The organism is Pseudomonas sp. P5_B2 (assembly GCF_056400445.1).
Map to the genome: position 1 here is coordinate 1 of NZ_JBFULH010000108.1, position 11,943 is coordinate 11,943.

The 11,943-nt window shown below is 59.1% G+C and carries 11 protein-coding genes; 8 read left to right on the forward strand and 3 right to left on the reverse strand.

What is annotated here, in order from left to right; all coding sequences use genetic code 11:
* The 5 genes from AC1DRJ_RS11845 to AC1DRJ_RS11865 all read left to right on the forward strand — a co-directional run.
* The coding region (locus AC1DRJ_RS11845) for a MetQ/NlpA family ABC transporter substrate-binding protein (protein ID WP_477802315.1) at nucleotides 1–109 on the forward strand (109 nt) is incomplete at its 5' end.
* A 563-nt stretch (nucleotides 110–672) separates the two neighbouring features.
* Nucleotides 673–1,338, forward strand: coding sequence for an amino acid ABC transporter permease (locus tag AC1DRJ_RS11850; protein WP_477802305.1), 666 nt, complete (start codon nucleotides 673–675; stop codon nucleotides 1,336–1,338).
* The gene (locus tag AC1DRJ_RS11855) at nucleotides 1,319–1,978 is read left to right on the forward strand and encodes an amino acid ABC transporter permease (RefSeq protein ID WP_477802306.1); all 660 of its coding nucleotides are present in this window, start codon (nucleotides 1,319–1,321) and stop codon (nucleotides 1,976–1,978) included. Before AC1DRJ_RS11850 ends, AC1DRJ_RS11855 begins: the two co-directional genes overlap by 20 nt.
* Nucleotides 1,975–2,757 carry an amino acid ABC transporter ATP-binding protein gene (locus AC1DRJ_RS11860; RefSeq protein WP_477802307.1) on the forward strand — a complete coding sequence of 261 codons (783 nt, stop codon included), beginning with the start codon at nucleotides 1,975–1,977 and terminating at the stop codon, nucleotides 2,755–2,757. Before AC1DRJ_RS11855 ends, AC1DRJ_RS11860 begins: the two co-directional genes overlap by 4 nt.
* On the forward strand, nucleotides 2,754–3,620 hold the full coding sequence (locus tag AC1DRJ_RS11865) for a transporter substrate-binding domain-containing protein (RefSeq protein ID WP_477802308.1): 867 nt from the start codon (nucleotides 2,754–2,756) through the stop codon (nucleotides 3,618–3,620). The genes AC1DRJ_RS11860 and AC1DRJ_RS11865 overlap by 4 nt, the downstream gene beginning before the upstream one ends.
* Before the next feature lie 84 nt (nucleotides 3,621–3,704).
* Here AC1DRJ_RS11865 and AC1DRJ_RS11870 read toward each other — a convergent pair whose 3' ends face one another.
* Nucleotides 3,705–4,901, reverse strand: coding sequence for an AAA family ATPase (locus tag AC1DRJ_RS11870; protein ID WP_477802309.1), 1,197 nt, complete (start codon nucleotides 4,899–4,901; stop codon nucleotides 3,705–3,707).
* 177 nt (nucleotides 4,902–5,078) lie between these two features.
* On the opposite strand from AC1DRJ_RS11870, the gene AC1DRJ_RS11875 reads away from it, so the two are divergent.
* From AC1DRJ_RS11875 to AC1DRJ_RS11885, 3 genes are read left to right on the forward strand one after another with little or no spacing between them, the layout of a single operon-like run.
* Entirely contained in the window at nucleotides 5,079–6,182 is a 1,104-nt protein-coding gene (locus tag AC1DRJ_RS11875; protein ID WP_477802310.1) for an efflux RND transporter periplasmic adaptor subunit, read from the forward strand.
* The gene (locus tag AC1DRJ_RS11880) at nucleotides 6,179–7,243 is read left to right on the forward strand and encodes an efflux RND transporter periplasmic adaptor subunit (protein ID WP_477802311.1); all 1,065 of its coding nucleotides are present in this window, start codon (nucleotides 6,179–6,181) and stop codon (nucleotides 7,241–7,243) included. Before AC1DRJ_RS11875 ends, AC1DRJ_RS11880 begins: the two co-directional genes overlap by 4 nt.
* Nucleotides 7,240–10,290, forward strand: a complete 3,051-nt coding sequence (locus AC1DRJ_RS11885) for an efflux RND transporter permease subunit (protein WP_477802312.1) — start codon at nucleotides 7,240–7,242, stop codon at nucleotides 10,288–10,290. Before AC1DRJ_RS11880 ends, AC1DRJ_RS11885 begins: the two co-directional genes overlap by 4 nt.
* Nucleotides 10,291–10,411: 121 nt before the next feature.
* On the opposite strand, the gene AC1DRJ_RS11890 is transcribed toward AC1DRJ_RS11885, so the two are convergent.
* Nucleotides 10,412–11,041, reverse strand: coding sequence for a class I SAM-dependent methyltransferase (locus tag AC1DRJ_RS11890; protein ID WP_477802313.1), 630 nt, complete (start codon nucleotides 11,039–11,041; stop codon nucleotides 10,412–10,414).
* 186 nt (nucleotides 11,042–11,227) lie between these two features.
* On the reverse strand, nucleotides 11,228–11,584 hold the full coding sequence (locus AC1DRJ_RS11895) for a DUF6124 family protein (RefSeq protein WP_477802314.1): 357 nt from the start codon (nucleotides 11,582–11,584) through the stop codon (nucleotides 11,228–11,230).
* Nucleotides 11,585–11,943: the final 359 nt, after the last annotated feature.

The following is an 11,943-nucleotide window of genomic DNA, read 5'->3' on the forward strand; positions in this document are numbered from 1 at the left end:
CAACAAGGACAGCGTAGCCATCCAGAAACTGGCCAAGGCATTGACCAGTCCTGACGTGAAAGCCTTCATCGAGAAGAAGTACAGCGGCGCGGTTCTGCCGGCGTTCTGATTCGACGCAGCATCAAAACCTTTCAAGGTTTCAAGCGCCGACGTCTAGCGATAGCGTCGGCGTTTTTTGTGTGCGTTATGATCGTTCCCCGCTCCGCGTGGGAATGCCTCTAAGGACGCYTCGCGTCCAGTGACGCGGAGCGTCACGGGCTACATTCCCACGCAGAGCGTGTGAACGATCAACACTCTCAGGCCCCCCCGGCCTTCAACGCCCTGCGCAACGCCACCAACAATTTCACGATCTCCTGCGGATCCAGTCGCTGCGGCACTTTTACGTCTGCCATTTTCCCTTCCTTGTGATGGTTCGGCCGGGGGAGCCTGGCCAAAAGCTGTGCGTCCTTGGAGGCGCATTATGAAAAAAGATCCCGCCTTGCAGCGAAAAGAAAAGTAGTCGTCTTACGTTGCAACAGCAAATCCCCGGATAGTTTTTTGCGTGATATCAATATGCTTTATCGGTATTTAAATTCTTATTTTTATACCTTTAAAGTCGATATCCGCCGGGCCGTTACCCACGACCCATGGACTGCGCCACCGTCGCTTACCGAGCGGCGTCCAGGACCTTCAATGAACTTCGATTACGCGTTTGTGCTCAGCACCCTGCCGGCGTTTCTCAAGGCCGTGGGTGTGACGCTGCAAGTCGGCTTTATCGCCATTGGCACATCGCTGCTGGTGGCGTTGCTCAACGCAACGATTCTGGTGTTTCGCACGCCTTACCTGCAGCGCTGCGTCGGCCTGTATGTAGAACTCGCGCGCAACACGCCGCTGCTGATTCAACTGTTCTTCGTCTACTTCGCCTTGCCGGCGCTGGGCATCAAGGTTTCAGGCTTCGCGGCGGCGATCATCACCATGACTTTTCTCGGTGGCGCCTACCTCACGGAGGTGCTGCGCGCGGGCGTAGACGCCGTGCCCCAAGCGCAACTTGAATCGGGTCGCTCCATTGGCCTGTCCCACGGGCAATTGCTGCGCTACGTGATCCTGCCGCAAGCCGGCATCCTCAGCCTGCCATCGCTGTTCGCCAACTTCATTTTCCTGCTCAAGGAAACCACCGTGGTCTCGGCGGTGGCGGTGCCGGAAATTCTCTACACCACCAAAAGCTACATCGCGCTTTACTACAAAACCTACGAAATGCTCGCCGTGTTGACGCTGATTTGCGTGCTGTTGTTTTTGCCGCTGTCGCTGTTGCTCAGCCGTCTGGAAAGGAGGCTCCAGAATGGCCAGTTCGGGTCTTGAGTTGCTGTGGGTGTCGTTGCCGCAATTGGGCAAGGGCGCCGCACAAACCTTGTCGATCTCTTTTCTGAGCATCGCCATCAGCACCTTTGGTGGCGTGTTCTACGGCGTGTTGCGCACGCTGAATTCGAAATGGCTGAACGCGATCCTACGGGTCTACCTGGAATTGTTCCGGGCGATCCCGGTGCTGGTCTGGCTGTATCTGCTGTTCTTTGGCTTGCCGATTTTCTTTGGTTTGAGCCTCCCGAGTTTCGGGTGCGCGGTGCTGGTGTTGTCGCTGTGGGGCGCCAGCGAAGTCGGCGAAGTGGTGCGTGGCGCGCTGCACTCATTGCCGCGCGGGCAGCGTGAAGCGGGGCTGTCGATTGGCCTGGATGGACCGCAACTCTACGGCTACGTGCTGCTGCCGCAAGCGTTGAAACGCATGACTCCGCCGACTCTCAACGTCTACACGCGCATCATCAAAACCAGCTCCCTGGCGGTGCTGATCGGTGTGGTGGACGTGATCAAGGTCGGCCAGCAAATCATCGAACGCACTTACGAGTCGGTGCTGATCTACGGCGCACTGTTCCTGTTTTTCTTTTTCATTTGCTACCCGCTCTCGGCCGCGTCGCACGTGCTGGAGCGGCGCTGGACACACGCATGAGCGCATTGATCGAGTTCAAGGGTTTCAACAAGTTTTTCGGCGAACAGCAAGTGTTGAACGGCATCGACTTGCAGGTGAAAACGGGCGAAGTGATCGTCATTCTCGGCCCCAGCGGTTGCGGCAAAAGTACCTTGTTGCGTTGCCTCAACGGCCTGGAAGTTGCCCACAGCGGTAGCTTGAATTTTGCCGGCCGCGAACTACTAGACAAGGGTACTGACTGGCGCGAAGTCCGCCAGCAGATCGGCATGGTGTTCCAGAGTTATCACCTGTTTCCGCACATGAACGTGCTCGACAACCTGCTGCTCGGCCCGCTGAAAGTGCAGAGGCGTGGTCGCCACGAAGCCCGTGACCAGGCCGAAGCTTTGCTGGCGCGCGTGGGCCTTTCGGACAAGCGCGATGCGTTCCCGCGTCAGCTCTCCGGTGGCCAGCAGCAACGCATCGCCATCGTCCGTTCGCTGTGCATGAATCCGCAGGTCATGCTTTTCGATGAAGTCACCGCCGCTCTCGACCCGGAAATGGTCAAGGAGGTGCTGGAAGTCATACAGGGCCTGGCCCGCGAAGGCATGACCCTGTTGATCGTCACCCACGAAATGGCCTTCGCCCGCGCCGTGGCCGACCGCATCGTGTTCATGGATGGCGGGCGAATCCTTGAACAAAACCCTCCCGAGATTTTCTTTACGAACCCGCAAACCGCACGAGCGCAGCAGTTCCTGGAAAAGTTCTCCTACGTCGCCGCATTACCCCAAACGACCCAAACAAAGGAACTGGAACTGCTATGAAAACTGCCAAGACTTCACTGCTGCTACTCCCGCTGCTCGGCCTCGCATTGCTGGCCGGTTGCAACAAAACCGAAGAGCCCGCCAAGCCTGCCGCGACCAGTGCCAGCTACCTGGAAAAAATCAAAGCCCGGGACAAATTGATCGTTGGCGTCTTTACCGACAAGCCACCGTTCGGCTTCGTCAATGAGGCCGGGCGCTACGTCGGTTTCGATACCGACATTGGCCGTCGATTCGCCAAGGATTTGTTAGGCGATGAAAACAAAGTCGAGTTCGTCGCGGTGGAGCCGGCCAGCCGGATCCCCTTTCTGCAAAGCGACAAGGTCGATCTGATCCTGGCCAACATGACCGTCACCCCGGAGCGCAAGGAGGCGGTGGAATTCACCAACCCGAACCTCAAAGTCGCGGTACAGGCTTTGGTGCCACAAGCCAGCACGGTAAAAAACCTCGATGACCTGGCCACGCGCACGACCATCGTCACCACTGGTACCACCGCGGACATCTGGCTGACCAAAAACCACCCGGACTGGAAACTGCTGAAGTTCGAGAAAAACTCCGAATCGCTGCAAGCCCTGGCCAATGGTCGTGGCGATGCGTATGCGCAGGACAATCTGGTGTTGTTCAGCTGGGCCAAACAGAACCCTGGCTATCGCGTGTTGACCCAGACCCTGGGCGCCGAAGCACCGATTGCGCCAGCGGTGAAGAAGGGCAATATCGAACTGCGTGATTGGGTGAATGCCGAGTTGGCGAAGCTGGGTGAGGAGAAATATCTGCTCAARCTGTATGACCAATAYGTGCGCAAGGAACTGAGCGATGACACCAAGCCTGAGAGCGTGATTGTCGAGGGTGGGAAGTGGCAGGGGTGAGTCAAATGTTCGTCGATCGTTCCCACGCTGTGCGTGGGAACGATCAGAATGCGGTGATTTATCGGCCGCCTTCGCGAGTACGGACTAATCCGGCCAGTTCCACGCCGGTTCATCCAGTATCCGCTGCCCGACAATCCCGGTCTGGCCGAGGTTTTTTTCGAGCACGATGCAATTGCATTCAGGGTCTTCCTGCAATGCCGAAATCAACCGCCGCGCATGAGACACCACCCATACCTGACACTGGTTCGAGGCACGGATAATCAATCGTGCCAAGGCCGGCAGCAGATCCGGATGCAGGCTGGTTTCCGGCTCATTCAGCACCATCAGCGTGGGTGGGCGTGGCGTCAGCAGCGCAGCGACGAGCAGCAAATAGCGCAGGGTTCCGTCCGATAATTCGGCGGCCGATAACGGCCGCAGTAACCCTTCCTGATTAAACTCGATGGAAAACCGCCCGCCTGCCAGAGGTTCAATGTGAAGCCTCGCGCCGGGAAAGGCGTCGCAGATTGCTGCTCGCAAAGCGTCGGAGTCACCGATTTCAATGATGGTCTGCAAGGCTGCCGCCAAGTCGCGACCGTCGTGATGCAGCACTGGCGTGCGCGTGCCGAGTTGCGGCTGGCGTACGGGGGCGTCGGCGTCACTGCGAAAATGATCGTAGAAGCGCCAGCGACGGATGAATTCACGTAACTCCAGGACCTCCGGCGAAGAACGCAAACTGCCGACCTGATCGAACAGGCTGTCGAAATTCGGCGTGTGTTGGGCCAGTACATCCCAGCTGCGATTGGCTCGGGCACGGATCATCGGGCCGTTGCGATCCACCAGCAGGCTCGCCGGGCGATAGATCGGCCCGGCCCAGACGCACTCACGCTTGATTTGCGGGTCGAGGCTGAAACGGGACGGAATAGGGAGAGGGTGTTCGGGCAGCATGAAGTGGCCGTTGGAATCGGGCAGTCCGAGGCTGATCGAATAGCTGAAATCCTCGCTGGCAAACCCCAGTCGCAGTCGCTTTACGCTGTGTCTCACCGTTGCCTGGACCGGGATTTGACCACTGCGCATGCGCCGGGTAATGTTTTCCGGCCCGGCCCAGAAGGTCGAATCCAGCCCACCCTCACGGGCCAGCGCATTGACCACACCACCCTGAGCGGTTTCCGCCAGCAGGCGCAGTGCGCGGTAAAGATTGGATTTGCCACTGCCATTGGGGCCGGTAATCAGGTTCAAACGACCCAGCGGGATTACCAATTTATTGATTGAGCGGTAATTGGCCACGGCGAGGGTGTTGAGCATGTGGGTTCCTTGGGCGAGATCAATCGGCGAGCATTGTCAGGTACGCGCAGCCGTCTACGGCAAGTGTTTCAGCGGAAATCATTACCAATTATTTCTTCATGGCCCGGGTGTGCAAGGCCGGAACGCTGTTCTAAGCTCTCTGTCGTATTGCCTATAAAAAAAGGCCAAGGAGTTTGCATGGCGGTTCCCGGATTGAAAGTCATCATGGCCTTTAGCGTCGTCATCTTGCTGACGGCGTGCGATAAAAAAGAACCCGTTCAGGAGTATCTGCCAAGGGTATTCATTCAAGTCGTCCAACCGGCCGATTACGCCGCCGCAGTGACCCTCACCGGTGACATCCAGGCCCGGGTACAAACCCAGCTGTCGTTCCGCGTGGGTGGCAAGATCATCGAGCGTTCGGTCGATGTCGGTGACCGGGTGACGGCCAAACAAGTGCTGGCCCGGCTCGATCCCAAGGATTTGCAGAGCAATGTCGACTCGGCCCAGGCGCAAGTGGTCTCCGAGCAGGCCCTGGTCAAACAGAGCGCCGCGGCATTCGTGCGCCAGCAAAAACTCCTGCCCAAGGGCTACACCAGCCAGAGCGAATACGATGCGGCCCAGGCGGCCTTGCGCAGCAGTCAAAGTGCCTTGAGCGCCGCCCAGGCGCAGTTGGCCAATGCCCGGGATCAACTGAGCTACACCGCACTGGTTGCCGATGCTCCAGGTATCATTACTGAACGTCAGGCCGAAGTCGGCCAGGTGGTGCAGGCGACGATGCCGATTTTCAGCCTGGCGCGTGATGGCGATCGGGACGCAGTGTTCAACGTTTATGAGGCGCTGCTGGCCGAGAAGCCAACGGATGACACCATTGTCCTCAGCCTGCTTGATAACCCCGAAATCAAAACCACCGGCACCGTGCGTGAAGTGACTCCGGCGGTGTCCGCCCAGTCCGGCACGGTGYAGGTCAAGGTCGGCCTCGACAGCCTGCCGCCGGGCATGCAGCTGGGTTCGGTGGTGAGCGCCACGGCCAAGGGTGCGGGCAAGTCGGCGGTCGAGTTGCCGTGGTCGGCCCTGACCAAAAATATCAGTGAGCCCGCCGTCTGGCTGGTCGACGACAAGGGGCTGGCCCAGTTGCATAACGTCACGGTTGGCCGGTACCTGACAGGCAAAGTCATCATCAGCAAAGGGCTCACCGGTGGGGAAAAAGTCGTGATCGCCGGAGGGCAGCTATTGCACCCGGGCATGGAAGTCGAGATTGCCGAAAATACTTACAAGGATCTGGGCGGGGGTGCCAAGCCATGAAGCCTTTATGGGCGTTGTCTATCGGGCTGGTGCTGAGCGCCTGTTCCAAAAACGAGCCACCGCCGGAGCCGGTACGTCCGGTACTGTCGATCAAGGTCCAGGCGTTGAACGAAGAGGATCTGGGCCGTTTTGCCGGCAGCATTCAGGCGCGCTACGAAAGCAATACCGGCTTTCGCGTAGCCGGGCGAATCGCCAGCCGTAACGTCGATGTCGGGGCCGAGGTCGACAAGGACACGCTGCTGGCTACCCTTGATCCTTCCGACCAGCAAAACCAATTACGTTCAGCCCAGGGTGACCTGGCGAAAATCCAGGCGCAACTGATCAATGCCCAGGCCAACGCCCAGCGGCAACAGTCGTTGTTTGATCGCGGGGTCGGCGCGCAAGCGCAGCTGGACGATGCCCTGACTCAACTCAAAACCACTCAGGCTTCCCTGGATCAGGCCAAGGCGGCGGTCAATCAGAGCAAGGATCAACTCGCCTACACCGAATTGCGCTCCGACCATAAAGCCGTGGTTACTGCGTGGAACGCCGAGGCCGGCCAAGTAGTGACCGCCGGCCAGCAAGTGGTGACGCTGGCGCAACCGGACATCAAGGAAGCGGTGATCGATCTGCCCGATACCCTGGTTGATCAATTGCCCACTGATGTGGTGTTCCTGGTCGCAGCCCAACTCGATCCGAACACCAATACCACCGCGACCATCCGCGAAATCGAGCCCCAGGCACAGAGTGCCACGCGCACCCGTCGTGCACGCCTGACCCTCGCTGAAACACCGCCGGGCTTTCGTTTGGGCACCGCAATCAGCGTCACCCTGAGTTCGGCGATCAAGCCGCGCATAGAACTGCCCCTCACCGCGTTGCAGCAGGTCGACGGCACACCACGCATCTGGGTTATTGATCCACAGACCAAAACCGTTTCGCCCCGAGACGTGAAGGTCATCAGCCGCACCGACAGCACCGTAGTGCTGGCCGGCGGCGTGAAGAACGGCGAGCGCGTTGTCAGTGCCGGCGTACACAGCCTCAAACCGGGGCAATCAGTGAAATTTGACGAGGACAGTCAATGAAAGGGCCTTTCAACCTCTCCGAATGGGCCCTCAAGCATCAGTCGTTCGTTTGGTATCTGATGTTCGTCRCATTGCTGATGGGTGTGTTCTMGTATTTCAACCTGGGGCGCGAAGAGGACCCTTCGTTCACCATCAAGACCATGGTGATCCAGAGCAAATGGCCGGGGGCGACCCAGGAGGAAACCCTCAAGCAGATCACCGACCGCATTGAGAAAAAACTAGAAGAGCTCGATTCTCTCGACTACGTGAAAAGCTACACGCGGCCCGGCGAATCCACGGTGTACGTGTACTTGCGTGACACCACCAATGCCAAAGACATCCCGGAAATCTGGTACCAGGTCCGCAAGAAGATCAACGACATTCGCGGCCAGTTCCCTCAAGGCATGCAAGGTCCCGGATTCAACGACGAGTTCGGTGACGTGTTCGGTTCGATCTACGCCTTCACTGCCGACGGCCTGACGATGCGTCAGTTGCGTGACTACGTGGAACAGGCCCGTGCCGAAATTCGCGGCGTGCCGGGGCTGGGCAAGATCGAGATGGTCGGCCAGCAGGACGAAGTGCTGTACCTGAATTTCTCCACGCGCAAACTCGCGGCGCTGGGCATCGATCAGCGTCAGGTGGTGCAAAGCCTGCAATCGCAGAACGCCGTGACCCCGGCGGGGGTGATCGAGGCCGGGCCGGAGCGGATTTCGGTGCGCACCTCGGGGCAGTTTGCCTCGGAGAAAGACCTCGCTGAGGTCAACCTGAAACTCAACGACCGTTTCTATCGTTTGGCCGACATTGCCGAAATCAGGCGTGGCTACGTGGATCCGGCAGCACCGGAATTCCGCTTCAACGGCAAACCGGCCATAGGCCTGGCGATTGCCATGCAGAAGGGCGGAAACGTCCAGGCGTTCGGCAAGGCGTTGCATGAACGGATCGACCAATTGACCGCCGACCTGCCGGTGGGGGTTGGCGTATACAACGTGTCCGATCAGGCGGTCGTGGTGGAAGAGGCCGTCGGCGGCTTTACCAGTGCGCTGTTCGAAGCGGTGATCATCGTGCTGGTAGTCAGCTTCATCAGCCTCGGTGTGCGCGCCGGTCTGGTGGTGGCGTGCTCGATTCCGCTGGTGCTGGCGATGGTCTTTGTGTTCATGGAGTACAGCGGCATCACCATGCAGCGGATCTCCCTTGGCGCACTGATCATTGCCCTCGGCCTGTTGGTGGACGACGCGATGATCACCGTGGAGATGATGGTCACGCGCCTGGAAATGGGCGAGACCAAGGAGCAGGCGGCCACGTTCGCCTACACCTCCACCGCGTTCCCGATGCTCACCGGTACGCTGGTGACGGTGGCAGGTTTTGTGCCGATCGGCCTGAACGCCAGCTCTGCCGGTGAGTACACCTTCACGCTGTTTGCGGTGATTGCCTGTGCAATGCTGGTGTCGTGGGTGGTGGCGGTGCTGTTTGCGCCAGTGATCGGCGTGCACATCCTCAGCACCAACGTAAAGCCTCACACAGGCGAACCCGGGCGCGTCGGCAAGGCCTTCAACGGCGGCTTGTTGTGGTGCATGCGCAATCGCTGGTGGGCAATCGGCATCACCGTGCTGTGTTTCGCGTTGTCGGTGTTCGGCATGCGCTTCGTGCAGAACCAGTTTTTCCCGTCTTCGGATCGCCCGGAAATCCTGGTGGACCTGAACCTGCCGCAAAACGCCTCGATCGACGAAACCCGCAAAGCAGTCGACCGCCTCGAAGCCGAGCTCAAGGATGATCCGGACATCGTGCGCTGGAGTACCTACATCGGCCAGGGTGCGATCCGTTTCTACCTGCCACTGGACCAGCAACTGCAGAATCCGTACTACGCGCAGTTGGTGATCGTCAGTAAAGGGGAATCCCGTGACGCCTTGAGCCAGYGGATCCGCGATATCCTGCGCAAGGATTTCGTCGGCATTGGCGGTTATGTCCAGGCCCTGGAAATGGGGCCTCCGGTGGGCCGTCCGATCCAGTACCGGGTCAGCGGTAAAGACATCGATCAGGTTCGCCGACACGCCATCGACCTGGCCACAGAGCTGGACAAGAACCCGCACATCGGCGAGATCATTTACGACTGGAACGAGCCGGGCAAAGTGCTGCGCATCGACATTGCACAGGACAAGGCGCGTCAACTGGGGTTGTCTTCCGAAGACGTGGCCAATCTGATGAACGGCATCGTCAGTGGTGCGCCTGTGACCCAGGTCGATGACGATATCTACCTGATCAACGTGGTCGGCCGTGCGGTGGACTCCGAACGCGGCACACCGGAAACCCTGCAGAACTTGCAGATCGTCACGCCGAACGGCACGTCGATTCCGCTGCTGGCGTTTGCCACGGTGCGCTACGAACTGGAGCAGCCGTTGGTGTGGCGACGGGATCGTCTGCCGACCATCACCATCAAGGCCGCCGTGCGCGACGAAATTCAGCCGACGGACCTGGTGAAAATCCTCAAGCCGTCCATTGATGCCTTCGCCGCCACCTTGCCGGTGGGTTACAAAGTCGCCACGGGCGGTACGGTGGAGGAGAGCGGCAAGGCCCAGGGGCCAATTGCCAAGGTCGTGCCGTTGATGGTGTTTTTGATGGCGACCTTCCTGATGATCCAGTTGCACAGTGTGCAGAAAATGTTCCTGGTGGCCAGCGTCGCGCCGTTGGGCTTGATCGGTGTGGTGCTCGCGCTGGTGCCGACAGGCACGCCGATGGGTTTTGTGGCGATCCTCGGGATTTTGGCGCTGATCGGCATCATCATTCGCAACTCGGTGATTCTGGTGACCCAGATCGACGAGTACGAGAAGAAGGGCTATGCGCCTTGGGACGCGGTGGTCCAGGCCACCGACCATCGCCGTCGGCCTATCCTGCTGACGGCGGCGGCCGCGAGCCTGGGGATGATCCCGATTGCACGGGAAGCGTTCTGGGGGCCGATGGCTTACGCGATGATTGGCGGGATCATCGTCGCGACGTTGCTGACGCTGCTGTTTTTGCCGGCGCTTTATGTGGCCTGGTACAAGATTCGCGAGCCGAAGAAAGAGGCGGCTTAAGGTCGAGCGMTTAATGATCGTTCCCACGCTCCGCGTGGGAATGCCTCTCGGGACGCTCCGCGTCCCTGGGCTGTGACGCAGAGCGTCTCTGGCTGCATTCCCCCGCAGAGCGTGGGAACGATCAATCGGCGCGCCGCCAAACACTCGCCAACCAAGGCTGCTGCTCCCGCGGCAGTCCCGCTGGCCGATAGTAATGCTCCAACTCCACAAACCCCGCCTCGGTCAGCAGTTGCTGCCACGCCGCAAGGTCGTGATATGCCCCATACCGTGGCCCGTTCCAGCCTTCCTGATTCTCGCCACGAGGATTGGAACTGAACAACACCCCACCCGGTTTCAATGCCCCGCGCAATTGTTTCAACACTCGCGGCAACTCCTGGCGCGGGATGTGAAACAACACCGCATTGGCAAAAATCCCGTCGAAGCGCTCGGCCGGTAAATCGAGCTGCAAAAAGTCCTGCTGCCAGACCTCGCAACCGCTGTCCTCACGTGCCATCTGCGCAAATTTTTCCGAACCGTCGAGGCCAACGGCGGTATGACCCATGCGCGTGAAAGTTTGCAGATCGCGGCCGGGACCGCAGCCGAAGTCGAGAATGTCGAACGGTGCCTCGTCCTGAATATGCCGCAACAGGGCATCGATGTTCTGGCTGACATCGTGATCACGAGTGCCTTCGCGAAAATCTTCGGCCACCGAGTTGTAATGGCCCAGGGTGGTGGCGGTGATCTGTTGGAGGTCGTCGGGGAACTGTTTCATGAGCGGCTGCACAGGCAATTGGGGTTTGCCGAATATACGCCATCAATCCCGGGGCTGCTTCGCAGCCATTCGCGAGCAAGCCCGCTCCCACATTGAATCTCTGTCGTACACAAATTGTGTGCTCGCTGCAGAGCAAATGTGGGAGCGGGCTTGCTCGCGATGACGGTAGGACTGACGACCAAAAACTCAGCCCTGCTTCATCCCCAGACAATCAATGGACCGATCAACCATGGCCTTGGCAATCTCCAGCAAATGCCAGACCGAGAACACCATGGCGCGGTCGGCCCCTTGCAAGTGATCGCCACACTGATACGCGGTCACCGAAGCACAGCGCAGCAAGTCGGCGACATAGAGCTGGGTGTCTTCAAAGCTTACGTCTTCGCTGACGTTGTAAAAGCGCAGTTCATCGGGCGGTGAGGGTTGCTCGCCAGTGAGGTAGAAATCAATGGCACGGTAGAGCGCTGATCGATCCCTGAGCGAGTCGTCAGTGGCGGTTTCGTTGGTGGAGGTCTCGGGAGGTGGATCGGGAACAGATTTTTTCATTGGTAAAACTCCTGAAGTTAATAGGAGCCAACCGTTATCGCGACTAAACGACCAGGGGTGGCGGCTGCACGCAGGTTAGTCGACCGGCCTCCAGGCATACCGGCGCACCCAAGGGTGCCCTGCGCACAGCCACCATAACTTTCAGGCAATGAAAACACCTGGAATGAGGTGGCGCTGTGCGCCTGGAAAGAACCGGGCGACTAAACCCGATCACTGATGAGCAGTGACGGACCGAGACTAGCCACCGAATTTGGCAGGCGCAAGCGAGCGAAATGATCTAGGAAATGTCCTGCAAATGAAAGGGAACGGACCTTCGGAACCGCTGATTTTCCTGTACGAAAACTTACCCTTTGGCGCGG

Bases quoted from the DNA above. Each gene is read 5' to 3' on its own strand.
- AC1DRJ_RS11850 (WP_477802305.1), top strand. From the start codon at position 673: ATGAACTTCGATTACGCGTTTGTGCTCAGCACCCTGCCGGCGTTTCTC.
- AC1DRJ_RS11855 (WP_477802306.1), top strand. From the start codon at position 1,319: ATGGCCAGTTCGGGTCTTGAGTTGCTGTGGGTGTCGTTGCCGCAATTG.
- AC1DRJ_RS11860 (WP_477802307.1), top strand. From the start codon at position 1,975: ATGAGCGCATTGATCGAGTTCAAGGGTTTCAACAAGTTTTTCGGCGAA.
- AC1DRJ_RS11870 (WP_477802309.1), bottom strand. From the start codon at position 4,901: ATGCTCAACACCCTCGCCGTGGCCAATTACCGCTCAATCAATAAATTG.
- AC1DRJ_RS11880 (WP_477802311.1), top strand. From the start codon at position 6,179: ATGAAGCCTTTATGGGCGTTGTCTATCGGGCTGGTGCTGAGCGCCTGT.
- AC1DRJ_RS11890 (WP_477802313.1), bottom strand. From the start codon at position 11,041: ATGAAACAGTTCCCCGACGACCTCCAACAGATCACCGCCACCACCCTG.
- AC1DRJ_RS11895 (WP_477802314.1), bottom strand. From the start codon at position 11,584: ATGAAAAAATCTGTTCCCGATCCACCTCCCGAGACCTCCACCAACGAA.